Consider the following 25,208-nt stretch of genomic DNA (forward strand, 5'->3'; position numbering starts at 1 on the left):
CCTCGGGCCGCAAGCGGCCGCCTTTGGCTGTCATCGGGCACTTGAAATAACCGTCTGAATCAGGCTGCCCTGTAGCCGACGGGGGAAATGCGTTGGTGTTTCTTCTTGTAGATGCAGTAAGTGAGCAAATCATAGGTATTTGAGAAGCTGTGCAACCAGAATATGTGAGGTTCGCCGTTCGCATCATAAAAGATGCTTTCGCCTTCGCCTACCGGACCCCGCTTGCGGTTGGTTGCGTGATCGCAGATCGCGGAATAGGCAACTTCGGTGGTGATTCCGGGAAAGTGCTCAGCAAGCGCTTTCGATCTCGGGAAATAGGCCACGTTGTCATTCCCCGCCTTCTCGCAGATATCTCTGTGATAGGGATGCCGGCTGACAACGCCGAAGGCAGGAAAGTCCGGATCGCGTTCGCAAACCATTTGCCAAAGCGTTGTCGTAAGGGTGTTCCCGTAGCGCTTGCGAAGCTGCTCGATGCTCTTCCATTCAAATGAGCAGTCCAGCGCTTCGGGACGAAATCTTCCCCCGAGAAACAAGAGGTGGCGCCCGCCATAATTGGCTTCCGCCTCCATTGCCTGATGGAATGTCGGGTTCAGCGTGGACTCATTGTCGCCCAGAAGCAGGGAGCGATGCCAAGGCAGAAGATCATGTGTAATCTCATGTGCGATGAGGAAGCGTCGCTTCAGCTCGGCTACATCATCATCGATGAAGATTCGCTTGTCGCCTTCCTTCAGCATCAGGATACCACGAAGGCCATATTGCTGGACTACATCGACCATGCGCTTGGCCGTGCTGGTGATCTCGTTGCCAGCGATTCGCGCCCGGTGGGCGATCTCATCCAGTAGGCTCAGGTTCGCTTTGCTATAATAGGTAAGGTCAAGCTTTTGCAGCGCGCGTACCTGCTCGAGCCGTAACGGGGGCTCTGGATTGCCGAGATCACGCAGCAGACGTGATATGTGCTCATGGATATCTCGGCGCTCAAAGTCCCCGATTATCGGCTCAATCGCGGACATGGTCATCCATTCTTCTTATCGATTGACGCCAGTACCTTGACGAAATCGTTGAGGTCGCGCCTTTCAGCCTGGCTTAGCTTCGACAGGTCGTCCGAACTCGCGGCAAAACGATGCGCCGCTTCGGTGAGATTGTCGTTCTGCGCAAACGACGCCGCGGTCAGCTGTTCCACAGCACGTGCTGAAACCCCAATGAACTCGGCTAGCTGATGAACGGTACGCGGGCCTGGAACATAGCAGGGATCCTTCTCCACCTTCTCCAATTCCGCCGCATCAACACGAATTTTGGCAGCCAACTGCGCAATACTCAATCCGTCCTTGCGTCGAAGCTGATGCACCAATTTAAACAGCACAACAGTTTTGTGTTCAGAGGCAGCCGAAGGCTGCCCCGCAGTTGCTTGGTGACGAGACTTCTCCTGCATAAGACGCTCAAGCGGAGCTGCATCGCGCAGCGGGAGTCCCGCGTCGCAATCGACATCTGGATCATGTTCGATATGGCTGCGTAGCCAATCGGCAGTGAAATGTAATTTCATGGTCGACTCCTCTTGCTAGTGTTGCACGGATAGGAAAGTCGCAGCATCGCTGCTGGAAAGCTCGAAGTATCTCAGCCCTTTATGCACTCCTTCGCTATCCGCTCCAAGATCCGTCATTCCGATCGCATCCCGGTAGAAAACTTCTGCGCCAGGAAGGGAATGCAGACCGATCCGGCCACCAAACTCTTCTTCCAGGCTCAAGCTGACGGCCGTGCCAACGAGCGCACGCCCCGCACCCTTGTAAGTCGGCTCAGCAACCAGCTTTGGTCGATTCCATGGCGCCGTCGCCAGAAACTCCACGTAGATCAGCGGCACTCGCTGATGCTCGGGATGGCGACTGAAGCAGTCTTGGCCACCTTTGCGTGTCATCATGATGGCCTGTGTGCTGCCACCACATTCGAGCACGAAGAAATCGAACAGGAACGGGTCGTTCAGCGCAGCCAGCGCCTTCTTGCCCCATTCCCAATGGGCGTCTTCGGCATTGACCTCCGCTAGAGTCTGAAGAGAGGCCTTGGCTTCCCTGCGACGCAGCTCAAAAAGCGGCCGCCAGCGTCCTTCGATATGCGCCAGATTCGTGCTGTCCAGGCCATGATACAGATCTGCATCTTCGAACCGGCCTGTTGCGCGATTTAAGAGAAAGACGCGATCGATCAGCTCTTTCATAGAACCATCAGCTCTACTTTTTCTGACTTATCCGCGCTTTCGACAAACACCTTTTCGCCACGCGCCAGTCGATCGTCGACTGATTTGTACAGCCGCAGCGCCTGGCGAACGAGCGCGGTTTTGGACAGTCCTTTTTCTTCACACATGGTTTCAAGGACGCTCATTTCCGCGTCCGACAAGTTAAGCGTCATCGTGCGCTTCATAGGCGCCTCCTAACCAGTGTTTTTTATGTAGCTATAAAGTCCACAATTGTCAATCAAAAAATGAGGATAAAATAGCTATTAACTAGCTAGACATTGGCTAAAAATTGCATATATGTCTTGTGCAGAATGAGAGACAAGGAGGCTTCGATGCCTGACGTGACGAACTTTACATTCAAGCTGGACGGCCGCGTGGTGGCTACCAATGACGCCATCATTTCTGGTCGCGAGGTCCGCGCCCTCGGTGGGCTTGATCCGGCCAGCGACTATATTCTCATCCAGATAGCGGACAGGACATCGCGTTCGATCGGCCTTGAGGAAGCGATCGACTTCAGGGAGATGCCCCACTCTGAGTTCCTTTCATTCCAAGGCGACAGGGCCTTTTCTTTCACCGTCAACGAGCGTGGCTGGGAGTGGGGATCGGCGACAATCTCCGCGGCCGACATCTATCGCTACGCGAGCATCGACGAGGATCTCGAGCTGATCCTGGACAGCGCCGGCGATACGGTCATTCCCGCTGACGGCGCGGTGACTCTTGGCGGACAGGGCGTGGAGCGCATCCGCAGCCGCGAGGCGAAAACGGTGGTCATCAAGGTCAACGGTCGATCGCGCACGGTACCCAGGAGAAAGCACAGCTATCGCGAGATTGCACTGCTCGCCTACCCCGACGCCAACTTTGAGAAGTTCAAGTACACGATCACCTACCTGAAAGGTGTCCACGGCGCGGAAGGTGATCTGGTGGAGGGCGAGAACATCGAAGTCAAGAACGGGATGGTCTTCAATGTCCGCCGATCTGATAAGTCGTGATCCGCATCTGAAGCGGCTGCTGGACGAGGGGTTCGAGCTCGAGATGCGCGAGCTCGTTCTTCTCCTCGTTCACAGCGTCCCCTACGTGAAGCGCGACAAGTCGCTTGGCCGCGGCACGCTTGTCTGCACTCTGTCGCTGGATACCCAAGGCCTGACCGCATCTCCACAGACCGACCACACCATGTGGTTCACCGGAGAGACGCCTTGCCATCGCGATGGTGCGCCGATGACCAATATCATTCACAACAGCAACGAGGCGACTGTCGGGTCCGACATCAAGGTCCACCACTATTTCTCGTCGAAGCCAGAAGGGACCGGCCAGTATGCCAACATTTACGACAAGGTTGTCACCTACGAATCGCACCTCGGCTCCGCCGCGCGGTCGCACGACAAGACCGCGAACGCGCGCACAGGCGTCACGCTAGCCAGCGCGCAGGACGATAGCCCCTTCGCGATCCCCGATTCTGCGTCAGCCCGCTACGGAATCGTTGCCGCCAATCGCAAGCTCAGAGGCCGCGTCGCGATCATCGGCCTCGGCGGCACCGGTGCCTATCTGCTCGATCTCGCCGCCAAGACCCGCGTTGCCGAGATCCACCTCTACGACGACGACCAACTTCTCAACCACAATCTTTTCCGTTCGCCTGGTGCTCCCGAACCGGTGCTGGCGAAGAATTTTCCCCGCAAGGTCGATTATTACGCAGCGCTTTACGCGCGCATGCACAAGGGCGTGAAGCCGCACCCCACCAGGGTCAAGGCTGACAACATTGACGAATTTGCGGGATATGACTTCGTCTTCGTCTGTGTTGACAAGGGATCGTCGCGGCGCGTGATTGCCGAAGGGTTGGTTCGCCTGGGCATTCCATTCGTCGACACTGGCATTGGTCTTGGACTCGAACACAACACGCTCGACGGTTGCGCACGGGCGACTTTCATTGCCCCCGGCACGCCGTGGGCGGAGGTGGCGACCCATCTGTCGTTCGGTGACGACGATGAAGAGGCCGATGTGTACGGAACCGAGATCCAGACCGCCGAGCTCAATTCGTTGAACGCGATCATGGCGATCATGCGCTGGAAGCGCTGGCTGACCTTCTATCGTGATGAGCGCAACGAAAGAAACGCGACATACATGATCGAGGGCAACAACATCACCAACCGGGGGGCATGATGGCTCGGGTGGATTGTCTTACAACGGTCTTTGTCGAAGACATTCCCGAACAGCTGGACGACGGGGTTCTTTACGTGTCGCGCCAATGCCACGTTGCCCTCCACAATTGCGCCTGTGGCTGTGGCGAGGAGGTTTCGACACCGCTCGTTCCAACCGAATATGACCTTGTCATGGAGGACGAGGGCGCTTCGATCTGGCCGTCGATCGGCAACCACGACTTCCCTTGTGGCTCACACTACATTGTCAAACGTGGCCGAATCCATTGGGCGGGCAAGATGTCTCGCGAGCAGATCGAAGCCGGCCGCGCCTACGACCGCCTTCTCAAACGCGGCGCCCAGCCAAAGGGGCTCAGGGCCATCCTCGCATGGATCAAGCGCCTGTGGATCAAGTTCATCGGCTAATCAGCTGCGGCCGATGGCATCGCCTTTGCATGCATAGATCAGGTTGACGAAGCCTTCGGGAAAGCCGGCCTCCGCCGCGAGCGCAATCATTGCGCCTGCAACAACAAGCGGCGTCTGTTCGGCAGTTTGAGGATGACCGCGCAGCCCGCCGCCAGCACCGGCGGGATCCTGCGCGCGACCATCGAGGCAGCAACGCCGACCGGCTGCTTGACCACCAGCATGCGCCGGTCCGACGAGGGCGGGGGAGATCGTCTCGCCATAGACACGATTGGCCTTCGGCGTACCAATGCAGATACGCGGGCCGCGTGAGGGACTTCGAACTGGCTTCGCAAGCGGCTCGCCCATCTCCGCGTCAAGAATGGCAGCAAGGCCGACGGCATGGTCTATGATCAGCTGATGCCAGCGCCACAGCATGTCGCAGCACTCCCGGGCGGTCATGGCCGCCCATCCAGCCTGCGCCATATACGCTTGGTCGACCGCTGCGCGCCTCCTCGACCCCATGTCGGGAAATTTCCGCCAGCACGTCGCCAGTGGATGGATCAAGACCTCGAAAATTCGCTCGCCAGGCGGCGTGCCGAGTGGCGGCATGCGGTCGATAGCGCCGAACAGCTATGCAGATTTCAGGTGCAAGCGGTTGGCACAGAGGCACGCCTGGCGGGGGCACCGGCCGTTGAGCCTGCGAGCTGATAAAACGGCAGCGCAAGGCATGGCGTCCAGGCGGCCGCGGCAAGCGGCAATCTGCCGGCACTTGATGGCGCCCGCGCGCCTGAAGGCGCGTGCCGGGCGCTCGTGAACCGAGCCCGCTTTTTCTTCGCGAGGCTCAGACGGCCTCGGCCATCCGGCTTCGCCGTCTCCTAAGCGCCAAGGGAGGACGGTCGCCCTTCGATACGGTGATGATGTTGAAGATCATGGTGCTTCAGGCGCTCTACTGCCTCTCGGACGATCAGGCCGAGTTTCAGATCCAGGACCGGCTGTCGCCGGTGGGCATGGCCCCATATCCATCCCATGGATGCATTATATCCAAACAATCAAGTTCACCCATCCGTCATGATGCTGCATAGCGCAGGAAAGCCAATGTCCCGTGCTTTCCAGCTCACGTTCACGAGCGTGGACTTTGTAGGAAGAACCAAGTCGAAACCGGCGCATCATAAGGGGCAGAGTATCCATGAACGCAATGGCGGCGGGGCAGGCCGGATCTGAACGTTTTATTGCTTTAGAGGGGTTGAGGGGGCTGGCTGCAGTTGGCGTCCTCTTGTCTCACGCCCTCTTCGCTGTCGAGCCAGGGATATTCAAAACCATGTACCCGTTGGCGCAAGCAGCGTGGCCAGAAATCGGATGGCCTGCTCAGCTTCTAACTCTCCCCCCACTCAGCATGCTTATCAACGGAAGCTTTGCGGTTTGTGTATTCTTCGTTCTAAGCGGCTTCGTCCTTACCAAGTCTTTTGCTGACACTGGAAATGCGTCGGTGCTTGTATCCAGAGCAATCCGACGGATACCCCGCCTCGGCATTCCAATCGCGGCTTCAATCGTTTTTGCCGGTGCCATTTTTGCCATGGGGCTGATGAGAAATCTTGAAGTTGCTCCACTCACGGGCTCGATCTGGCTGACCTGGTATTACCCTAGCTCAATTACGGCCGCGAACATCGCCAAGGAGGCCCTATATGAGTCCTTATTTCTCGGTAAGAACAAACTCAATTCACCACTCTGGACGATGTCCATTGAGCTCGTCGGTTCATACTTAGCCTTCATGTTCGCCTTCGCTACGAGGTGGTTCACCTTCGCCCTCGTCACAGTTTTTGCCGCGGCTCTCTCTTTTGCGGTCCATATAGCTTACCTGCCCTTCGCCTTGTCGTTCGGGGTCGGCGTCCTCCTGACTCGCGTTTCTCCAGCGAAATGGTCTCACAAAGCCAAGATCGCAATCTTTCTTGCTGCCATCTATCTTGGCGGCTTCTCAAACGACATCTTGTATGAGCCGATCATCAAACTCTCCCCAATCGACTTTAATCCCCTGAAGGACGCAATGCACTGCGTCGGTGCAACCTTCCTTGTCGCTAGCGTTCTCGCGCTTCCGTCGCTTCAGCGAGCCTTCTCGTCATACTTTTTCCCACTCCTGGGTCGATTGTCGTTCTCGGTCTACCTTCTTCATTTCCCTATCCTTTGTTCCCTCGGGTGCTTTGTCTATCTCTGGACTATCCAATGGGGGCATGCCATTGCGGCTAGTAGCACTGTCGTCATTGTACTTGTAACCACCATCATTGCTGCGGTGCCTTTTCAGCGCCTTGTAGACGTGAAGTCCATGAAAGTGGCCAAGAGGGTGGACCAATACCTGAGAGGTTTTTGTGTAAGACTGCGGAGCCGTAGACTGGCGCTGCGCTCAACCATTTGAGCGGGACAAACATAGCTAATCATTCTGACCTCAATAAAACGAAAGGTGCCCTGCCTTGGAAGAATTCGTATCACGCATCGCCACCAATGTCGGCGTCGACCCGGCTCTCGCAGACAAGGCCGTTGGCATGATGCTGGGTTTCCTGCAACGCGAGGCAGCCGACGGTGCCGCTGCGCGCATGATCGAGGCCATTCCCGGAGCTTCGGAATTAGTGGCGAAGCATGATGGTGAGGACGCAGAGGGCGGCAGCGTCCTCGCCGGAGGCGGCGTGGTGGGTTTCGGCCAGCAATTGATGAACGAGGGTCTCAGCCTGGGAAATATCGCCGGCCTTGCTAACGAGATGATCGCCTTCGCCAAGGAACATGCCGGCGACGAACTCGTGGACGAGGTCCTCAATTCCGTTCCCGGCCTTCCCCAGTTCGCCTGATCAGCAGCAGCCGGGTTGCGTACGATGTCGTGCGCCCGTCTCGGCCCTCTTGCGCAGCTAGAGCAGATTCGACGTATTCCGGGTCATAGCCGTCTGCCTCGAAATAGTGGCTGCATTCCTCGGCTGTGAAAGCTGCGAGGCAGTTGGCCACGACCGACCAGAGTTCGTCGATGGTTCGGGTTGCAGCCTTTCTCAGGAGAGCCTGGAGTTTCGAGAAAGCCATCTCGATCGGGTTGAAGTCGGGAAGCGGCGGCAGGAACAGGAGCCGCGCCAACCTTCTCGATCACCTCGCGCACGCCGCTGATCTTGTGGGCGGGCAGGTTGTCCACGACCACGATGTCGCCGGGGCGAAGCTCGGGTGCGCGGACCTGCTGCGCGTAGGCGAGGAAGGCAGAACCATTCATGGGCCATCGAGCAGCATTAGCGCCGCCAAGCCGCCCAGCCGCAGGCCGGCCGTGAATGTGGTGGTCTTCCCATGGCCGTGAGGAACGGCCGCCCGACAATCGTTCGCCGCGCAGGCTGCGGCCACGCAACCGCGCCATCTTTGTGGATGCTGCGGTCTCATTGATGAAAATCAGCCTCTCGGGGTCGAGATCGAGCTGGCCATCGAACCAGGTTCTGCGGCGGCGCAGAACATTGGGGGCGCTGCTGTGAGGCGGCGTGCGCCGTCTTCTTTTGAAACGTGATGCCGCGCCAGTCGAGGTACAGCCGGACCGTGGACGACGCTGCCCGCACGCCGCGCTCGGCGGCAAGGCGCTCCCCGATCTCAGCAAGCGTGATGTCCGGCGCGTCCTCGATAAGGCCAAGAATGAAGGGGCGCATCGAGCTTCGAACGCGACGGCTGGCCCTGCTTGCGCGCTTCCATCTGGCCGGTCTCGCGATAGCGGCGATACCAACTCCCGGCCGTCGAAATACCGATCCGGAAGCGACGCGTCGCCTCGCGCGTCGAAACCCCCGACTTCAATGGCCGCAATCCCGCGCCCACGAAGGACCGCCCTTAGGCTCCTCGTCATCATCACATCCTCGTAAATCACCGGGACAGTGAATCAGACAGGATCTATCGCGTGATTCCCAAACCGACTCTGTGTTCATCAAAAGATGCTCGAGGTATTCTCCGCCGCGTGTTCCGTACAGACCCTGCCAGACTACCAACCGCCGGCGCGCGCAAAGCGAATGAACTTTGGAGTTCATTCGTCTACCCCAAAATCGACTGCAGGCGTACCGATGTGCATAACTTTAGGCGGCAAAGGCTTATCCTGAACGCTTTCGATGAAGCCCGCGAGATAAGCAAATGTATTGTACTTCTCAAGTACCAACCGCTTCGCCTCTCGTATTGCATCGCGACGTTCCTTCCAGAGGTCCGATTCGATGATTTCTCGGATCTTTTGAATTACATTCTTGTCCTCTGGATCAATCAGAACCATTGAGTCCGGGGGAAAGAACCTCGTGATTGCCGGGCTGCCGTAATAGATCGGCATTGTTTCAGCAACGAAGCAGTCCATAAGCTTCTCTGTAAAATAGTAATCAGCTCTAGTATTCTCAAAAGCTATACTGTAGCGGTAAGGTGCAAGTGCGTCCCATTTATCTCCAATCAGGTGAAAGCCTCGGCCGAACAGGTCGAACTCGAGCTCCCCTCTCAGCCGTTCCAAAAACGCCAGCCGATATCGATGTCCTTTAAGCATGGCGATGTTGCTGGTAATCCATGAGAGCCGACGCGGCTTGTCAACGACTTCGCTGACCAGAAGTTGGTCATACGTCTTTCTTACAGACCAAGACCGAGTGATAGGTGGAGACAAGACGAATCGACGCCCTGCATTCTGCCGAGCTACCAGCTCTGCGTCAGACGTCAGAACGATGGTATTTTCCCCCTGCCCAAGATGGAGGGCGCGATGAGCTTTCGTCGGCGGTTCGCCGATTGCAAAAATGGTCCTGTTCGGGCTCGCCTCGATATCAACAGGAAGTCCAAAAACAGAAGGAGAGTTAAAGATTATATGCCAATCCGGCGTGAAGGACGTCTTGCGTACAAAAGCGACATTGTTCCAGATTCCGCTGCCCTTTGGAGTGAGATGGTGGATTGCGTCTTCCAGACCGCCCCAAGAATCGAGGCAGGCAGCAACTATGGGCGCCGGACGTTCCGTCAGCAATTTGGCGCTAGACAAAGCAGTTCGACTCCTTCACTTCGGTGGTGCCGGCAGTAATTTCGGCACCAGGATCAGACCTCTCTGCGCCTATTCCCGTCGTGAGATGAAGCTAAAACGATCGGAATCGATGGCTAAACGGTACGCAGGTAAGCCCTTCGATATCGAAAAGTCTGAGAGAACTATGCTTGTAACCCCTGCTCCTCCATCTCAATCGGCTTCCATAATCTAGCTCTGACGATTTTTGATGCAGTTTGGGAGTTCTGTCGAGAGTCTTCTGCAAATTTGCGATCACGGTCGCCGGTGTTGGCGGGTCAGGCGCGGCGTCTTCAAGTAACGCAAGCGCCCAGCCCGCCCGCCGCCGTCAGGAGGCCTTGGGCTCCTCCAGCTTGCGCGGCATCTCCTTGCTCGGCCAGGTGCTCCCTGTTGAGATAGCGAATCGCCTCCAGCAGTTTTCGTGTGTTTCGACGGCGAGCGCGCGGACGAGCCGCAGGCAGTTCTCGGCGCTGGGAAAGATGCGCACCACATGGGTGCGCCGCTTGATCTCCTGATTGAGCCGCTCCAGGCTGTTGGCGCTCTTCAGGCTGTTGTGATGCTGGCGTGGCAGCCGGTTGAAGGTGAGCGTCTCCTCGACGTTGTCCTCCGCCCACTGGCACAGCTTGGGGCAGCGCGTCTCCCACTTGGCCAGCCATTGGGCGAGGTCGCGCCGCATTTCGGAAAGGTCGCGCCGGTCATACATCCAGCGCAGTTCCTGCAGGCAGTCATCATCGATCCATTGGGCCGGCAAGATGTCTCGCGAGCAGATCGAAGCCGGCCGTGCCTATGACGCCTTCTCAAGCGCGGCGCCCAGCCGAAAGGGCTCAAGGCCATCGTCGCATGGTTCAAGCGCCTGTGGATCAAGTTCATCGGTTGATCAGCGTGCGGCCGACGGCATCGCCTTTGCAAGCATGGATCAGGTTGACGACGCCTTCGGGAAAGCCGGCCGCGCACATTGCGCCTGCAACAAGCGGCGTCTGTTCGGCAGGTTTCAACATCACGGTGCAGCCGCCGCCAGTGCCGGTGAGATCTTGCGCGCCACCATTGAAGCCGGGAAATTCCATAGCGTGATCGTGCCAACAACGCCGGCTGGCTGCTTGATCACCAGCATGCCCGGTCGGTCGAGGGCGGGGAGATCGTCTCGCCATAGATGCGGTTGGCCTCTTTGGCATACCATTGCAGATATGCCGCCGCATGCGAGACCTCCGACTTGGCTTCGGCAAGCGGCTTGCCCATCTCAGCTGTGAGGATGGCAGCGAGGTCGGCGGCGTGGTCGATGATCAATTGATGCCAGCGCCAGAGCATGTCCCTGCGATCCCGGGCGGTCAACGCCGCCCATCCAGCCTGGGCCGTATAAGCCTCGTCGATCGCCGTGCTCGTCTCAGCGCCCATGTCGGGTAGCTCTGCCAACACTTCGCCAGTGGATGGATCAAGCCCTCGAAAGTTCGCTCGCCAGGCGGCGTGCCGAGTGCCGGCATGCGTCCATAGAGACGAACAGCTATGCAGATTTCAGGTGGAGCATCAGCGGTTGGCACAGAGGCACGCCCGGCGGGGGCACCGGGCGTTGAGCCCTGCGAGCTGATAAAACCGCAGCGCAAGGCATGGCATCCAGGCGTCCGCGACAAGCGGCAATCTGCCGGCACTTGATGGCGCCCGCGCGCCTGACGGCGCGTGCCGGGTGCTCGTGAACCGAGCCCGCTTTTTCTTCGCCAGGCTCAGGCGGTCTCGGCCATCCGGCTTCGCCCCCTGGCGCGGGCAGCCTTCGGCTGCTGGCGGTCGCCGGCCTATCGGCCGGCGCGGTTGGTTCGTTGGCCTTTCCCGGCGGCGCGGGGTGGGCGGCACTCCCTTCTGGGCCCGCCGCGGCATCCCGCAACCCTTCGCTTGCGCTTCGGGTCCTCCTCTTCGTTCCGGTCCTTCGGATGCGGTCCGCCTCCGACGGCGGGCCTTTCCGGTCGCGTCTCGCCGCCCACCCCGCTTCCGGGGAAAGGCGCGGGATTGAAGAGCGGAGGACCAGACGATGCGTGCAAAACACCAGCGTTCCGGCAGCCGAGAGGCTGGCGCGGGCAGGGGCGGGCGCCCGGGCGCCAGCCTTTATCAGGAGATCACGGACCGCATCATTGCCGAACTGGAGCGCGGCACCGTGCCATGGGTCAAGCCATGGGGCAGCGCAAAGGCCGACCTCGGCCTGCCCAGCAACGCGGCCACCGGGCGCCGCTATTCCGGCATCAACATCCTCATCCTGTGGGGCGCCGTCATCGAGCGCAGCTATCCCGGCCAGAACTGGCTGACCTTCCGGCAGGCGCTTGCCCTTGGCGGCAATGTCAGGAAGGGCGAGCGCGGCACCACAATCGTGCATGCCGACCGCTTTGTCCCCAAAAACGAGAAGGAGCGCGCCAGGACAGACGGCGACGAGCCGCAGGCGGTGCCGTATTTGAAGCGCTTCACCGTCTTCAACGTCGCGCAGTGCGACGGCCTGCCCGAGCACCTTTACGGCAACGCCGAACCGTTGCCCGAACGCGAGATCGTCCCGCAGGCCGAGGCGCTTATTCGAGGAAGCGGCGCGGATTTCCGCATCGGCGGCGATCGCGCTTTCTACATGCCGGGGACCGACTCCATTCAGGTGCCGCCGCAGCCGGCATTCTTTCAGCAGATCGACTATTACCGCACCTGCTTCCACGAACTTGGCCACTGGACCGGCCACCCGGCACGGCTGGCGCGCGACCTCTCCGGCGCCTTCGGTTCCAAGACCTATGCGCGCGAGGAATTGGTCGCCGAAATCACCGCAGCCTTTGTCTGCTCGACCCTCGGCATCGAGCCGACCGTGCGCCATGCCGACTATATCGGCACATGGCTGAAGGTGCTGCGCGAGGACAATCGCGCCATCTTCCGCGCCGCCAGCCTTGCCTCCAAGGCCGCCGATTTTCTTCTGGGCTTCAACGCCGAGGCCGAAGGCGCGCAACAAGACGAGATCGCGGCATGAGCGCGCGCGATCCCGACACCCTGCGGACCGAGCCAACGCCGCAAGGCGAGCAGACGCTCATTCCCGGTGTCCAGCCACCACGCGCGACCGCCTCGCCCTTTTGGCCGACGCGCCGATGCGCCCACGCGCGGCGCAAAAGCCGCTCGATATCGGGCTGTTCGATGACGCCAGAAATCAACGCGACCTGTTTTGAGAGGAGTTTTCCCATGATCCTGATCACCGACGAGCTTTGCGCCCGGCTGCTCGCCAATGGCGCAACCGACACCGAAACCGACCATGTCCCGGTGGTCAAACTGTTCGATCCTACCGGCCCAGCGACCTGGCTTCTCACCGAACTCGACGCCGACGGCGACACCCTTTTCGGCCTTTGCGACCTCGGCTTCGGCTTCCCCGAACTCGGCAGCGTCAGTCTTGCCGAGCTTGCAAGCGTCAAGGGGCGGCTTGGCCTCGGCATCGAGCACGACCTTGGATTCAAGGCGCGCTTTCCGCTCTCCGTCTACGCCCAGGCAGCGTACAGCGCCGGCCACATCACCGAAGCCGACCGGCTGCTGCGACAGGCGGCAGAAGCCCTTGGCAACGCCGATTCCAAGCTTCCGCCCGACACGGCGGAACAGACGCGCCGCTAGGGCGCGAAAACCGTCCCGCCGCGCCGGCTTGCAGCCTCTGCGGCGGGGCAATCCCACCCCGCAACGAAGGAGACAAACCATGCAACTTGCCCACATTCCGCTTGATAAGCTCAACATTTCCGCGCTCAACATGCGCCATTCCAAACGCGCGCCCGACGTGTCGGACATCCTGCCGTCGGTTCGCTCGCGCGGCGTCCTGGTGCCGCTTTTGGTGCGGCCCAACGGCACGCCGGAAAGCTTCGAGATCGTCGCCGGCCGGCGCCGCTATTTCGCCGCCAAATCGCTCGCCGACGAGCGCGGCCAGGGCAATGCCTTGCCCTGCGCCATCATGGAAGACGGCGACGACGCCGACGCGCTCGAGGCCTCGCTGATCGAAAACTTCGCCCGGCTCGATCCCGACGAGGTGTCGCAGTGGGAGACGTTTTCGCGGCTGATGAGGGAAGGCCGCACCATTCCAGATATCGCCGCCACCTTCGGCGTCACCGAGCTTCTGGTCAAACGCATTCTGGCGCTCGGCGATCTTCTGCCCAAGATCCGCGAGGCCTATCGCCGCGAGGACATCGACGCCGAGACGGCGCGCCATCTGACCATGGCCTCCAAGGCGCAGCAGAAGGATTGGCTGGCGCTTTATGCCGACCCCGAGCAATACGCGCCGCGCGGCCACCAATTGAAACAATGGCTGTTCGGCGGCCAGTCGATTTCCACCAAGGTGGCGCTGTTCCCCATCGAGGACTATCCGGGCCTGATCGTCTGCGACCTGTTCGGTGAGGACAGCTATTTCGCCGATGCCGACCTGTTCTGGCAAAAGCAGAACGAGGCGATCGCCGCCAAACGCGACGCCTATCTGGAAGCCGGCTGGCCCGAGGTGGCCGTGCTCGAACCCGGGGCAGCATTTCCAGTCATGGGACCATGAAAAGACGCCGAGGAAGAAGGGCGGCAAGGTCTTCATATCGGTCTCGCATCGCGGCGCGGTCGAATGCCACGAGGGCTGGCTGTCGCGCAAGGAAGCCCGCCGCGCCCGCGCGCAAGGCGAGGGCGGCGAGCACGATGAAACCCCCGCCAAGCCGTCGCGACCGGAACTCACCGGCCCGATGCAGAACTATGTCGATCTGCACCGCCACGGTGCCGTGCGTACCGCCATGCTCGACCATCCTTGTGTCGCGCTGCGCCTGATGGTGGCGCATGCCGTCACAGGTTCGGGCCTGTGGCAGGTGCGTGTCGAGCCGCAGCGCACCGCCAATGAAGCGGTGGCGGCAAGCATTGCTGCGTCCAGGGCCGAAGCCGCATTCGCCGAAAAACGGCGCGCGGTGCTGGCGCTGCTTGGGCAGGCCGACGAGGAGGGCGCGATAGCCGGCGGCAATGGCGACGCCTTTGCGCTTGCCGCAGTCTTTGCCCGTTTGCTGGCACTTTGCGACGACGACGTCATGCGCGTTCTCAGCCTTGTCATGGCCGAGACGCTCGAAGCCGGCAGCGCCGTCGTCGAGGCGCTCGGCAACCATCTGGGCATCGACATGGGCGCGTGGTGGCAAGCGGACGACGCCTTCTTCGACCTGCTGCGCGACAGGGAGATCGCCAATGCGATGCTGGCCGACCTCGCCGGCAAGCCTGTCGCCGACGGCAATGTCGCCGAGAAGGTCAAGACGCAAAAGAAGATCATCCGCGATTGCCTGTCGGGCGAGAACGGCCGCGAGAAAACCGACAACTGGATGCCCAACTGGATGAAATTCCCGGTCGAAAGCTACACGAAACGCGGCGGCTTCCGCACCGCCGATCAATGGGCGAGCGTGCAGCCGCTGTTCGTCCGCCAATAGGTGCCAAGCCGGGCGGCGGCTCTTTTTAAGTGCCGCCGCCTCGTTTGCCTGCCGCTGGAATATTGGCTGATGCGCACGGCGATCCGAACAGCATGTGCCACGCGCAAGGCTATTGTGCGTTGCACAAAAACCGACGCGCGGCTACACGTTCTTCCGTTGCGGGAATCGGGCTTGGACCAGCGGCGAGGCAGTGAGAACCGATGCTTCGTCGATATCATATTGCATTCATAGCTGAGGACCCTTCATGACCCTTTCGAGCCCTGACAAATCCGGCGCCGCCAGTCTCGAGGCCATCGCGCGAAACGGCGGCGTGCTGCGCCGCATCGCCGTGCGCATTCCGACCTATCTGTCGGACATTCGCGAGAACCCAGCATGGCTGCCGATGTTCGTGCTCGCCCGCACCATGCCGGCGCGCCGGATGCACTGGCGTGGGGCTAAGCCGGTTCGCGTGTCGCAAAAAGCCCACGACACGATGTTTGCCGGCGTCGATCGCCAGGAAATTGTCGAGGCGCTGCGGTCGGACGGGCTGTTTTGCGGGCTCGTCCTGCCGACTTCCATCCATAAGGAGATCGCCGCCTTCGCCCGCTACACGCCTTGTTTCGGCAATTTCGATCGCCGTCTCGAATTCATGGCTGAGGACCATGCCGAGGCCGAGAAGCGTTTCGGCCGCCCCTTGCTCAGCGGCCACTTTTTCGAACACATCCTCGGCTGCAAGGCAGCGGTCGCCATCCAGAACGATCCGCTGCTGCTCGACATCGCCGCGCATTATCTGGGCGCTCAGGCGAAATTGATCACCACACGCGTGTGGTGGAGCTTCCCGACCAGCGAGGCTTCCGACGCCGACAAGAACCGTGCCTCGCTCGGCAAGTATCATTTCGATCTCGATGACTGGCGGATGCTGAAATTCTTCTTCTATCTGACGCCGGTCGACGAGGGCACCGGCCCGCATGTCTATGTCCGTGGCAGTCATAACCGCCGCGCCATCAAGCATCAGCTGACGCTGCTTGTCGGCCATCCGGCGCAGGAGGTTCTCAAGGTCTATGGCGACGAGAGTCCGGTCACGCTGACCGGCGAAGCCGGTCTCGGTTTCGTCGAGGATCCGTTCGGCTTCCATATGGGCACCGTGCCTTCGCGCACGCCACGGCTGATGATGGAAGTCGGCTTCGGCGTCTCCCCGCCCTCGCGCCGGCGCTTTCATGGCGAGCCGGTTATTCGCTGATCTCGCAAAAAGTCCTTAAAACAGCCTTCCCCAGATCAGACGCCTGGTTCTCCCTTGGGCTGGCTGGTGCCATGGCGTCGTCATGGGATCAGCTGGCACGACTGGATTGGATCGATGTCATCTGACGCCGGTTGGGCCTCGACTGACCCAGATCAAGGCCACGCCCTTGTCGGCGTGGTTTGATCGCCCAGTCCTTCACGGGAAAACGCATGGGCTGACCGACAGCCTGGTCGTCGCTCCCATCATCTTGACAATCCAGATCATACAGCAGGCAAATGACGCTTCACCAGCCAGGAACCGACGTGAGAACCGCGCTTGAGGCGATGCGGGCAATAGATCACAGCGCAATCGATGCACGACCTGCGGCTCGACTCCCCCAACATCTCACGAAGAGAACCGACGCGCTGGCGGCACGCTGATGGCCGGCTGTGACGACAGCTTCGACATTATTGTCGTGGGCGCCGGGCCGGTCGGACTTTCCTTCGCCGCATCGCTTGCCCATAGCCAGCTCAAACTGGCGGTTGTCGAAGGGCAGTCCCTGGAAAGACTGGCAAGTCCGGCTTTCGACGGTCGCGAGATCGCGCTCACCCACGCCTCGATTGGAATCCTTCGCGAGCTCGGCGCCTGGGATGTTATCTCCGCTTCGGACAAGTCACCGCTTCAAGGCGCACGCGTCCTCAACGGATCGAGCCCGTTTGCGTTGTGTTTCGATGCCCCCGCCGGATCCGCGGAACCCCTGGGCGTTCTGGTCCCGAATTGCCAGATCCGCGATGCCCTGTTCAAGATCATCCGCTTGCGGGGCCATGCCCGGCTGCTGTGCGGCCACTCGGTCGTGCGTGCAACAAACAGCCGTCAAGGAGCAGTGATAACGCTCTCCAATGGCAGGCAGCTGAGCGCTCGGCTTCTCGTTGCAGCCGATTCGCGTTTTTCCGCCACCCGCAATCTGCTCGGCATCGGCGCCGATATCAATCGGCTTGGCAACTCGATGCTGATTTGCCGGGTGAGGCACGAGCGCCACCACCACCAGATTGCGATCGAATGGTTCGATCACCATCAGACGGTGGCGATGTTGCCGCTCGCGCAAGGCGTGTCGTCGCTGCTTTTGACTTTGCCCTCAAACGAGGCCGACGGACTGCTTGCCCTCGACGACGAGTTGTTCCTGAGGGAGTTGACAAAGCGCTGTCGAGGGCGCCTCGGCAACATGAGCCTGGCAAGCCAACGCTATATCTATCCGTTGGCCACGACCTGGGCGCACAGGTTCCGGGCGCCGAGCTTCGCATTGATCGGCGACGCTGCCATCGGCATGCACCCGGTGACCGCGCATGGCTTCAACATCGGCCTTGGCGGCCAGAAGCAGCTCGCCCGGGGTATAGAGACCGCATGGCGCGACCGTCGCGACATTGCCGACCCCGACATGCTCCACAGATATGAAAGCCGACTGCGCCTGTCGGCGGCGCCGCTCTACCATGCTACGAATATCCTCGTCGGACTCTACTCAAGCGAGCATCCGGCGGCACGGCTTGCAAGGCATGTGGGGCTGCGCCTCGGCCAACATCTTCCCTTTGTCCGTCATGGCATTGCGGCCATGCTGAGGCGGTGAACCCCGGTCACCATAGTGTCAGCATCAGCGTGCGGCGTCGTAGCAGGCGGGCGCGTGTGGTTCGATGGGAGCGGTCGCGGCTGCGCGGGATCAGCTTGATGAAGACGGGGCTGCTGAATGCCGCGAGCCTCTTCCATCGCGGATCGTCAACGTGTCAATCGCCGTGTGTGTGCGAATCCACGCCCAATTCCGCCTTCGATGTGTTCACTGCGTGGATGGTTGTCATCCAAACAATCAATTTTGCCAATCCTGCGGACCCAATTAGGAGCGTGACCGAAATCAACTGCCTCGGCCCGCAGTACGGTCCCGACCCTACCGACATCTGACGGCATTTGCAGCGCCGGTGATTGCTGCCTTAGCTAGGTGCGAATTTGACCCAAATCGATCATGAACTGCTGAATCGAGAAATGGCCGCAGACGATCCATGGCGGCTCGATGGCAACCCGTTCGACCGGGAGCGCCACACCCAAATTCTCCGGTTGTCACTTGCGCAAGGTCGAGTCGCGAATGCGCTCGAAGTCGGGTGCGCTGCCGGCGCTTTTACGGAGCGGCTAGCCCCCATTTGCCAGCGGCTCACTGTGATCGATGTCGTGGAGCCAGCGATTACCCGAGCACGTTTACGCATGAAGGAGACGCCGCACATCAGCTGGATAATTTCCGATGTTCAACAGTTTTCGAGTGATGAGCTGTTCGACCTGATCGTCGTTGCGGAGGTTCTTTACTACGTCGGAGACCTCGTTCAGATCCGCGCGGCAGTCCGCAACCTGGTAGGTCTGCTTGCGCCAGGCGGGCAGCTGGTTTTCGGGTCGGCACGTGACGCCAATTGCCAACGCTGGGGGCACGCTGCTGGTGCAGAGACCACCATCGCCATGCTGAACGAATCGTTGACCGAGATCGAGTGCATCGAGTGCCGGGGCGCGTCGATCAATGAAGACTGCCTGCTGGCTCTCTTCCGAAAGCCGATTTCCGCTGCCTGATAAAACACTGGGAGACACTGTGCGCTTCTGCGGTGTCAAGCTGACCCAATATGCGGACGTATAAGAGCGCCCGATGCAACAAGTAGCTGGATCCGGTTGATGGTAACAACCGCTGACTACATCCGGCTTCTTCATGCGGCTCGATGTTCAGCGCCGCGAGCCTCGAGGGGTTTTCGCCCGCTTCCACCTCAACGGCCCCAGACGTCGGCCGAAGCCTTTCCGGTCCAGACATCAGGTTCGGAAGCGGCGGGGTGACCGTTCCCCACCTCTGCCATTTTGCGTAACGGCTTTACCCAATAAATGACCCATAGATGCCCACATGAAGCGAAGTCCTTATTTTGCATGGCTCCCTATGCGGGACGGGCTCTACGGCTGCCGCCACCGAACCTCAAAGGTGTTTCGGCCCAGGTAGGTGACGATCCCTAGCCGGGAAAGCGGCACTCCTCGTCGGGGGCCGTCGGTCCCGTGTCCGAGCGCCGGAGAAACCGGCAAGGAATAGAATGGTGAAAGTCCATTTCAGTGAAGGAGTAGCGATCCACATTGGCTCCGAGCCGTGCGCCAACGCCCGCGAGGTCGTTGGTGAAGCGTCGGTAGGAGAAAGCACAGGCCAGCCATTGAGCCGCGTAAGGGACCTAATCTCGAGTGCCGACGGCGTGGATGCTCCGGAAGGCAACATGGTAGGGCGCGTTATTGCGAGTGCCCGACCAACTCGGCGTGGTCGTAGAACCTGGCATGTGCGGAAATTCCTTGTTCGGGAACCGGGAGATCTCACGATTGACCAAGGCGGTATCACCTTCCTTGGTCCGTATCGGGAAAGCGAAAGCATGAGCCGATGATGAACGATCGTGAGAAGTCAGACGTTGCCGTAGTAGCTATGAAGCTGACGAACAAGGCCGGGGAACCGGCTGCGGAGTCGGTGGAGCCAAGGGCAGCGACCAAGGGAAATGCGGATCAGCAAACCACGCGCCGGGCACAGGACCGGGAAAGCGTGTCACATGCGCTGGACCGCATACGGCAAGTCGCAAGACTTAGGAAGCAGGAGAGGTTCACCAACCTCTTTCACCATCTCAATCTCGAAACGTTGAGGACGGCATTCTACGCTCTACGGCGTGATGCAGCCCCCGGCGTCGACGGGTTGACATGGCGAGCCTACGAAGCGGACCTTGATCACCTGATCGAGAATCTGCGCGATAGGCTTCAAAGAGGTGCATACCGGGCAAGCCCCGCACGGCGGCAGTACATACCAAAGCCGGACGGCCGCCAACGCCCGCTCGCCATCGCCGCCCTTGAGGATAAAATCGTCCAAAGAGCGACGGTCGCGGTGCTGAACGCGATCTACGAGGAAGACTTCCTCGGGTTCTCGTATGGTTTCCGGCCCGGACGCGGCCAGCACGATGCGCTGGACGCACTTGCGGTCGGGATCGAAAAGCGAAAGGTGAACTTCATACTGGACGCTGACATCCAGCAGTTCTTCGACCAGGTCAGTCAGGAATGGCTGGTCAGGTTCCTGAACCATCGGATCGGCGACCAGCGTATCATCCGTCTCATCCAGAAGTGGCTGAAGGCGGGCGTTCTGGAAGAAGGGATCGTCACGACGTCTGAACAGGGAACGGGTCAGGGATCGGTGGCTTCGCCACTGCTCGCGAACCTCTACCTGCACTACGTCTTCGACCTTTGGGCGAACCGCTGGCGACAGCGGTCAGCCATGGGCAACATGATCATCGTGCGCTACGCGGACGACATCGTGGTGGGCTTCGAACGAGAAGCTGACGCACACCGGTTCCAGATCGAGATGCGAGAACGGTTGGAGAAGTTCTCTCTGTCATTGCACCCAGAGAAAACGCGCCTGTTAATGTTTGGCCGCTACGCGGCCAGTCGCCGACGGGAACGTGGTCTTGGAAAACCGGAAACCTTCGACTTTCTCGGCTTTACCCATATCTGCGGCAAATCACTGCGGGGAGACTTCATGCTTCTGCGGAAGTCCCGCCGCGACCGTATGAGGGCGAAGCTCCGGGAGATCAAGGACCGGCTGCGATGGTTGAGAAACCAGCCAATTCGCGAACAAGCGAAATGGCTCAGGCAGGTCGTCCGCGGATACTATGAGTATCACGCGGTGCCCGCCAATCTGCGATCACTTCAGGCATTTCGGGAGCATGTCATCTTCCTCTGGAAGCTGGCTCTGAGACACCGTGGCCAGATGGACACGACGTCGACGTCCCGAGTGGAAAAGCTCGCAGCGCAATGGCTTCCGAAACCAAGAATCCTGCATCCCTGGCCGGCAATTCGCTTCGCCGTCAAACACCCAAGGTAGGAGCCGTATGCGGGAATTCTGCACGTACGGATCTGTGCGGGGGGCGCTCAGCAATGAGCGTCCCTACCGCGATCGCCTTATGCGGCGCTATGCTGACACTCCTACGGCTGCCCTTTTAACCGATCTCGTCGTTGCAGTCAGTCCCGCGTCCCGGCCCTTCGGCCGGCGCAAGTGCTGACGCTCCTTAGGCTGCCTTTCTGTGTGCGGCGATTTTTGATCCCTCGCACGGAATGAAGACTTAGGGGCCAGCTCCTTCGCGCACTTCAGGCCTCAGGTGCTCAAGCTGTGTGTTCCAGTCGGCCAAAACCTCAAACAATTCGTTCGAAGTAGCGCCATCCGGGCGCGCCCTCCTTCCCGCTCTCCAGGTGCTTTCACCGACAGTCCGGTTGACCGGCAACACTCGAAAGCATTGACCAGACGATTCCTGTTGGCGAGCGCGATAGAGCTTCGCGGAACCTGTTTGCCGCCGGCGATCCAGAGCTGCGCGATCGCCATGCATCATCGCGTGCGCCAACGGTCGCCGCGTTTGCTGACGCCTAACAGTCGGGCCGTCCTCCACTTGATCGCTGCTTCGGCACGGGCGCAGCCACGCGCTGGCGGCCGCTCTTGAATCAGGTTGTGTCACCGACAGCTGCCATCGGTGCCGCCGCTTATCGGGCCAATCGAGCACGACCAGAAGGTTCAGATCAGGCTTTGAAAGGCATGGTTTTAACATCCATAGCGTGGATGCTCGCGATCTAAACAATCAATTTTACCATTCCGGGAGGGCCGTTCATAGACCCATGACATGCACCGCCATTGCTCTACCGCGTGAGGTGCACAAAAGAACCCGAAAAAGAGGAAGTCTTCGCATGCGCCCTGACGTGCAGTGGAGGTTATGCTGGGAAAATGAGTTGCAGCTTCCCGATCACCTCGAACTCTCTGAGTTCTTCCGGAAGACCTATGAGCCGACCGGAGCCTTTAATGGGAAGCAATTCGCAGGCGGTCGAAGTTGGGCCGGTGCAAGGCCGGAGCTCCGCGTAATCGGCCGTGATGTGCACGGGGTAGCGGCTCACTTGGGCCTGCTGCGCCGATACATCAAAGTTGGCGACGATGATCTGCTTGTCGCTGAACTCGGTCTATACGGGGTGCGTCCGGATCTTGAGGGGCTGGGAATCGCCCATTCGATCAGCGTGATGTATCCGGTGCTGCAGCAGCTTGGCGTTCCATTCGCGTTCGGCTCGGTGCGGCCCGCGCTCCGGAACCATGTTTCGAGGTTCTGCCGCAAAGGCTTGGCGAACATTTTGTCGGGCGTTCGCGTGCGTTCAACCCACCCGGACGTGTACCTCGATCTGCCTCCCACGCGAGTCGACGACAACGTACTCGTCCTGGTGCTCCCAATTGGACGCTCAATGAGCGAGTGGCCGGCCGGCACTTTGATCGATCGGAACGGTCCAGAGCTATGAAGGACACCCGCTACGACGTCAGTCAGCGCGACCCGCCCCCATGGCGTTGATCGAGCTGATTCCAGCATTGGCCGCGGTTTTACTATCCGCCCGCTTCCCTCAAATTCACTGAAAAATCTGACATCTCATGAACCTATTTGCCTCAGCCAGTACTGTTGCCATCTGCTCTTACGCGCTGCTGTCGACCGTCTATAAAACCGCGCAGGTCTTTTATACCCTGCCTACAAACGTACCGCCGACCTCGGGCGACCCGCCCAGCGGTGAGCCTTGGCCGAGCGTCGATGTCATTATCCCGTGCTACAACGAGGCGCCTCGCACCCTCTCGGACTGCCTGGCTTCCATTGCAAGTCAGGACTACGCCGGCAAACTGCAGGTCTATGTTGTTGATGACGGTTCTGCAAACCGCGATGCCCTCGTGGGTGTACACGAGGAATACGCGGGCGACCCGAGGTTCAACTTCGTTGCGCTCCCAAAGAATGTCGGAAAGCGCAAGGCGCAGATTGCCGCCATTCGCCGCTCGTGCGGAGATTTGGTGCTGAATGTAGATTCGGACACGATACTCGCCCCGGACGTCATCACCAGGCTTGCGCTAAAGATGCAAGATCAAGCGGTCGGCGCCGCCATGGGCCAGTTGGCGGCTAGCAATCGCAGTGAAACTTGGCTGACGCGGTTGATCGACATGGAATACTGGCTCGCCTGCAACGAAGAGCGGGCAGCGCAGGCTCGGTTCGGTGCCGTCATGTGTTGCTGCGGTCCGTGTGCCATGTACCGGCGATCCGCGCTTGTTTCGCTGCTGGATCAGTACGAGACGCAGCGCTTTCGAGGGAAGCCGAGCGACTTCGGCGAGGACCGCCACCTTACGATCCTGATGCTGAAAGCAGGCTTTCGAACAGAGTATGTCCCGGAGGCCGTCGCGGCAACAGTCGTTCCCAACAGCATGGGTCCCTATCTGCGCCAACAGCTTCGCTGGGCCCGGAGCACTTTCCGTGACACGTTGCTGGCGTTCCAACTGCTGCGCGGCCTTAATATTTATCTCACATTGGACGTGATTGGCCAGAATATTGGCCCATTATTGCTCTCTTTGTCGATTCTGGCGGGGCTCGCGCAATTCGTAACGACAGGTACTGTGCCTTGGACGGCATGCCTGATGATTGCAGCCATGACTATAGTTCGCTGCAGCGTGGCAGCGTTTCGTGCGCGCCAACTTCGATTTCTCGGGTTCTCGCTCCACACACTCATCAACATCTTTCTCTTGCTACCTTTGAAAGCATACGCGCTGTGTACATTAAGCAACAGCGATTGGTTGTCGCGAAGCTCTGCGGCCAATGTGCAAGACACCGGCGACGCCCTTCCAAAGCCAAACCTGGTGGGATCTGACGCCGCTTACAGCGAACAGCAATAGTTACTTGATCGCAGGTAGAAGAGTTTTGAGCCAGGACCAGAAACATCAAGTGTTGAAGCGTAAGTTGGGCCCAGAGGATTTGCGGCGGCTCGAGACTCCTGCGATCGAACGGGAGTCTCACGGGCAAACAAGCGCGAAAAGCTCCGTGCCTGACTCTGCGTCAACCGTGGCAGTCGATTTTGCCGGCGTAACCAAGTCGTATGGGAACAAGATCGTTGTCGACGAACTGTCGTTCTCCGTTGCGTCGGGAGAGTGTTTCGGCCTCCTCGGACCAAACGGGGCGGGCAAAAGCACGATTGCGCGTATGCTCCTCGGCATGACATGCCCTGACGCGGGCACGATCACGGTGCTTGGCGTCCCGGTGCCGGCGCGCGCTCGGCTGGCACGCAGGGGCATTGGCGTGGTCCCGCAATTCGACAATCTTGACCAGGAATTCACCGTACGAGAGAACCTGCTGGTGTTCGGACGCTACTTCGGCATGAGCACACGTCAGAGCGAAGCGGTCATCCCGTCGCTTCTCGAGTTCGCTCGCCTCGAGCGCAAGGCGGATGCGCGCGTCTCGGAACTGTCCGGCGGCATGAAGCGATGCCTGACAATGGCGCGGGCGTTGATCAACGACCCCCAGCTCATTGTGATGGACGAGCCGACCACCGGCCTCGATCCGCACGCGCGCCACCTGATCTGGGAGCGGCTGCGCGCCCTGTTGGCACGCGGCAAGACGATTATCCTGACGACGCATTTCATGGAAGAGGCTGAGCGATTATGCGATCGGCTGTGCGTGCTCGAAAAGGGCCGCAACATCGCCGAAGGCGGCCCGCAGGCGCTGATCGACGAGCATATCGGATGCCAGGTCATGGAGATTTATGGCGGCGATCCGCACGAGTTGCTTTCGCTGGTCAAGCCACATTCCCAGCGCATCGAGGTCAGCGGCGAAACCCTTTATTGCTATGCGCCAGACCCTGACCAGGTGCGCACGCAACTGCAGGGGCGAGCAGGTCTGCGTCTTCTTCTGCGTCCAGCCAATCTCGAGGATGTTTTCTTGCGGCTGACCGGGCGCGAGATGGAGGAGTGAGC

Annotated in this window: 22 protein-coding genes and 4 pseudogenes; 17 read left to right on the forward strand and 9 right to left on the reverse strand. The window is 60.0% G+C overall.

All coding sequences use genetic code 11. The annotated features are described in order from the left end of the window. Window positions 1–59: 59 nt before the first annotated feature. Genes Amn_RS06040 through Amn_RS06055 form a run of 4 tightly spaced genes read right to left on the reverse strand, consistent with a single transcriptional unit; the run spans window position 60 to window position 2,406 of the window. Window positions 60–1,016 carry an ImmA/IrrE family metallo-endopeptidase gene (locus tag Amn_RS06040; RefSeq protein WP_010913794.1) on the reverse strand — a complete coding sequence of 319 codons (957 nt, stop codon included), beginning with the start codon at window positions 1,014–1,016 and terminating at the stop codon, window positions 60–62. After that, window positions 1,013–1,540 carry a helix-turn-helix domain-containing protein gene (locus Amn_RS06045; protein ID WP_010913795.1) on the reverse strand — a complete coding sequence of 176 codons (528 nt, stop codon included), beginning with the start codon at window positions 1,538–1,540 and terminating at the stop codon, window positions 1,013–1,015. The genes Amn_RS06040 and Amn_RS06045 overlap by 4 nt, the downstream gene beginning before the upstream one ends. Before the next feature lie 15 nt (window positions 1,541–1,555). Then, on the reverse strand, window positions 1,556–2,203 hold the full coding sequence (locus Amn_RS06050) for a hypothetical protein (RefSeq protein WP_010913796.1): 648 nt from the start codon (window positions 2,201–2,203) through the stop codon (window positions 1,556–1,558). Continuing rightward, complete coding sequence (locus Amn_RS06055; protein WP_010913797.1) at window positions 2,200–2,406, reverse strand: ribbon-helix-helix protein, CopG family; 207 nt, start codon at window positions 2,404–2,406, stop codon at window positions 2,200–2,202. The genes Amn_RS06050 and Amn_RS06055 overlap by 4 nt, the downstream gene beginning before the upstream one ends. 147 nt (window positions 2,407–2,553) lie before the next feature. Between Amn_RS06055 and Amn_RS06060 the strand changes: the two genes are divergently transcribed. Genes Amn_RS06060 through Amn_RS06070 form a run of 3 tightly spaced genes read left to right on the forward strand, consistent with a single transcriptional unit; the run spans window position 2,554 to window position 4,776 of the window. After that, window positions 2,554–3,210 carry a multiubiquitin domain-containing protein gene (locus Amn_RS06060; protein WP_244420604.1) on the forward strand — a complete coding sequence of 219 codons (657 nt, stop codon included), beginning with the start codon at window positions 2,554–2,556 and terminating at the stop codon, window positions 3,208–3,210. Next, a complete protein-coding gene (locus tag Amn_RS06065; RefSeq protein ID WP_286295166.1) occupies window positions 3,116–4,375 on the forward strand; it encodes a ThiF family adenylyltransferase in 1,260 nt (419 codons plus the stop codon). The genes Amn_RS06060 and Amn_RS06065 overlap by 95 nt, the downstream gene beginning before the upstream one ends. After that, on the forward strand, window positions 4,375–4,776 hold the full coding sequence (locus Amn_RS06070; protein WP_244420833.1) for a ubiquitination-like system serine protease family protein: 402 nt from the start codon (window positions 4,375–4,377) through the stop codon (window positions 4,774–4,776). Before Amn_RS06065 ends, Amn_RS06070 begins: the two co-directional genes overlap by 1 nt. On the opposite strand, the gene Amn_RS06075 is transcribed toward Amn_RS06070, so the two are convergent. Next, window positions 4,777–5,364, reverse strand: coding sequence for an aldehyde dehydrogenase family protein (locus tag Amn_RS06075; protein ID WP_010913801.1), 588 nt, complete (start codon window positions 5,362–5,364; stop codon window positions 4,777–4,779). A gap of 254 nt (window positions 5,365–5,618) precedes the next feature. On the opposite strand from Amn_RS06075, the pseudogene Amn_RS06080 reads away from it, so the two are divergent. The 3 genes and pseudogenes from Amn_RS06080 to Amn_RS06090 all read left to right on the forward strand — a co-directional run. Then, window positions 5,619–5,753: pseudogene (locus Amn_RS06080) on the forward strand (transposase); the annotation flags it as partial. Window positions 5,754–5,941: 188 nt separating this feature from the next. Beyond that, window positions 5,942–7,162: an acyltransferase family protein gene (locus Amn_RS06085; RefSeq protein WP_286295167.1), complete on the forward strand. Its 1,221-nt coding sequence runs from the start codon at window positions 5,942–5,944 to the stop codon at window positions 7,160–7,162. A 55-nt stretch (window positions 7,163–7,217) separates the two neighbouring features. Then, window positions 7,218–7,589 (forward strand): hypothetical protein, encoded by a 372-nt coding sequence (locus Amn_RS06090; RefSeq protein ID WP_044549118.1) that lies wholly within the window; start codon window positions 7,218–7,220, stop codon window positions 7,587–7,589. A gap of 76 nt (window positions 7,590–7,665) precedes the next feature. Here the strand turns inward: Amn_RS06090 and Amn_RS06095 are convergent. From Amn_RS06095 to Amn_RS06110, 4 genes and pseudogenes are all read right to left on the reverse strand, one after another. Continuing rightward, a pseudogene (locus Amn_RS06095) lies at window positions 7,666–8,574 on the reverse strand (IS630 family transposase); the annotation flags it as partial. A gap of 202 nt (window positions 8,575–8,776) precedes the next feature. Next, complete coding sequence (locus Amn_RS06100; RefSeq protein WP_286295169.1) at window positions 8,777–9,748, reverse strand: glycosyltransferase family 10 domain-containing protein; 972 nt, start codon at window positions 9,746–9,748, stop codon at window positions 8,777–8,779. A 308-nt stretch (window positions 9,749–10,056) separates the two neighbouring features. Then, window positions 10,057–10,493, reverse strand: a pseudogene (locus Amn_RS06105) (transposase); the annotation flags it as partial. Window positions 10,494–10,641: 148 nt separating this feature from the next. After that, window positions 10,642–11,269 (reverse strand): annotated as a pseudogene (locus Amn_RS06110) (aldehyde dehydrogenase family protein); the annotation flags it as partial. Window positions 11,270–11,780: 511 nt separating this feature from the next. On the opposite strand from Amn_RS06110, the gene Amn_RS06115 reads away from it, so the two are divergent. From Amn_RS06115 to nodI, 11 genes are all read left to right on the forward strand, one after another. Beyond that, window positions 11,781–12,743, forward strand: a complete 963-nt coding sequence (locus Amn_RS06115; protein ID WP_286295170.1) for an ArdC family protein — start codon at window positions 11,781–11,783, stop codon at window positions 12,741–12,743. A gap of 206 nt (window positions 12,744–12,949) precedes the next feature. Further along, window positions 12,950–13,369 carry a DUF2958 domain-containing protein gene (locus Amn_RS06120; protein ID WP_286295171.1) on the forward strand — a complete coding sequence of 140 codons (420 nt, stop codon included), beginning with the start codon at window positions 12,950–12,952 and terminating at the stop codon, window positions 13,367–13,369. Between the two features lie 79 nt (window positions 13,370–13,448). After that, entirely contained in the window at window positions 13,449–14,282 is an 834-nt protein-coding gene (locus Amn_RS06125) for a ParB/RepB/Spo0J family partition protein (RefSeq protein WP_286295172.1), read from the forward strand. Window positions 14,283–14,460: 178 nt separating this feature from the next. Then, entirely contained in the window at window positions 14,461–15,180 is a 720-nt protein-coding gene (locus Amn_RS06130; RefSeq protein WP_286295174.1) for a hypothetical protein, read from the forward strand. A gap of 244 nt (window positions 15,181–15,424) precedes the next feature. Continuing rightward, window positions 15,425–16,399, forward strand: coding sequence for a hypothetical protein (locus Amn_RS06135; protein ID WP_286295175.1), 975 nt, complete (start codon window positions 15,425–15,427; stop codon window positions 16,397–16,399). Window positions 16,400–16,817: 418 nt separating this feature from the next. Further along, on the forward strand, window positions 16,818–17,999 hold the full coding sequence (gene ubiM, locus Amn_RS06140; RefSeq protein ID WP_286295177.1) for a 5-demethoxyubiquinol-8 5-hydroxylase UbiM: 1,182 nt from the start codon (window positions 16,818–16,820) through the stop codon (window positions 17,997–17,999). Window positions 18,000–18,370: 371 nt separating this feature from the next. Beyond that, window positions 18,371–18,976 (forward strand): nodulation methyltransferase NodS, encoded by a 606-nt coding sequence (nodS, locus tag Amn_RS06145; protein WP_286295178.1) that lies wholly within the window; start codon window positions 18,371–18,373, stop codon window positions 18,974–18,976. An 835-nt stretch (window positions 18,977–19,811) separates the two neighbouring features. After that, entirely contained in the window at window positions 19,812–21,287 is a 1,476-nt protein-coding gene (gene ltrA, locus Amn_RS06150) for a group II intron reverse transcriptase/maturase (RefSeq protein WP_286295180.1), read from the forward strand. Between the two features lie 851 nt (window positions 21,288–22,138). Next, entirely contained in the window at window positions 22,139–22,732 is a 594-nt protein-coding gene (locus tag Amn_RS06155) for a NodA family N-acyltransferase (protein ID WP_044549143.1), read from the forward strand. A 127-nt stretch (window positions 22,733–22,859) separates the two neighbouring features. Then, a complete protein-coding gene (gene nodC, locus Amn_RS06160; RefSeq protein WP_010913821.1) occupies window positions 22,860–24,134 on the forward strand; it encodes a chitooligosaccharide synthase NodC in 1,275 nt (424 codons plus the stop codon). Window positions 24,135–24,237: 103 nt separating this feature from the next. Further along, entirely contained in the window at window positions 24,238–25,206 is a 969-nt protein-coding gene (gene nodI, locus Amn_RS06165) for a nodulation factor ABC transporter ATP-binding protein NodI (protein ID WP_244420834.1), read from the forward strand. Window positions 25,207–25,208 lie beyond the last annotated feature (2 nt).

Source organism: Aminobacter sp. Y103A, assembly GCF_030294925.1.
Taxonomy (GTDB): Bacteria; Pseudomonadota; Alphaproteobacteria; order Rhizobiales; family Rhizobiaceae; genus Aminobacter; species Aminobacter ciceronei.

What these genes read in the sequence shown, in the direction of transcription:
- Amn_RS06045 (WP_010913795.1), bottom strand. Translation starts at nt 1,540, where the DNA reads ATGAAATTACATTTCACTGCCGATTGGCTACGCAGCCATATCGAACAT.
- Amn_RS06075 (WP_010913801.1), bottom strand. Translation starts at nt 5,364, where the DNA reads ATGCCGCCACTCGGCACGCCGCCTGGCGAGCGAATTTTCGAGGTCTTG.
- Amn_RS06085 (WP_286295167.1), top strand. Translation starts at nt 5,942, where the DNA reads ATGAACGCAATGGCGGCGGGGCAGGCCGGATCTGAACGTTTTATTGCT.
- ltrA (WP_286295180.1), top strand. Translation starts at nt 19,812, where the DNA reads ATGAACGATCGTGAGAAGTCAGACGTTGCCGTAGTAGCTATGAAGCTG.
- Amn_RS06130 (WP_286295174.1), top strand. Translation starts at nt 14,461, where the DNA reads ATGCAGAACTATGTCGATCTGCACCGCCACGGTGCCGTGCGTACCGCC.
- Amn_RS06125 (WP_286295172.1), top strand. Translation starts at nt 13,449, where the DNA reads ATGCAACTTGCCCACATTCCGCTTGATAAGCTCAACATTTCCGCGCTC.
- Amn_RS06050 (WP_010913796.1), bottom strand. Translation starts at nt 2,203, where the DNA reads ATGAAAGAGCTGATCGATCGCGTCTTTCTCTTAAATCGCGCAACAGGC.
- Amn_RS06115 (WP_286295170.1), top strand. Translation starts at nt 11,781, where the DNA reads ATGCGTGCAAAACACCAGCGTTCCGGCAGCCGAGAGGCTGGCGCGGGC.
- Amn_RS06155 (WP_044549143.1), top strand. Translation starts at nt 22,139, where the DNA reads ATGCGCCCTGACGTGCAGTGGAGGTTATGCTGGGAAAATGAGTTGCAG.
- Amn_RS06135 (WP_286295175.1), top strand. Translation starts at nt 15,425, where the DNA reads ATGACCCTTTCGAGCCCTGACAAATCCGGCGCCGCCAGTCTCGAGGCC.
- ubiM (WP_286295177.1), top strand. Translation starts at nt 16,818, where the DNA reads ATGGCCGGCTGTGACGACAGCTTCGACATTATTGTCGTGGGCGCCGGG.
- Amn_RS06070 (WP_244420833.1), top strand. Translation starts at nt 4,375, where the DNA reads ATGGCTCGGGTGGATTGTCTTACAACGGTCTTTGTCGAAGACATTCCC.
- Amn_RS06040 (WP_010913794.1), bottom strand. Translation starts at nt 1,016, where the DNA reads ATGACCATGTCCGCGATTGAGCCGATAATCGGGGACTTTGAGCGCCGA.
- nodC (WP_010913821.1), top strand. Translation starts at nt 22,860, where the DNA reads ATGAACCTATTTGCCTCAGCCAGTACTGTTGCCATCTGCTCTTACGCG.
- Amn_RS06120 (WP_286295171.1), top strand. Translation starts at nt 12,950, where the DNA reads ATGATCCTGATCACCGACGAGCTTTGCGCCCGGCTGCTCGCCAATGGC.
- Amn_RS06060 (WP_244420604.1), top strand. Translation starts at nt 2,554, where the DNA reads ATGCCTGACGTGACGAACTTTACATTCAAGCTGGACGGCCGCGTGGTG.
- Amn_RS06055 (WP_010913797.1), bottom strand. Translation starts at nt 2,406, where the DNA reads ATGAAGCGCACGATGACGCTTAACTTGTCGGACGCGGAAATGAGCGTC.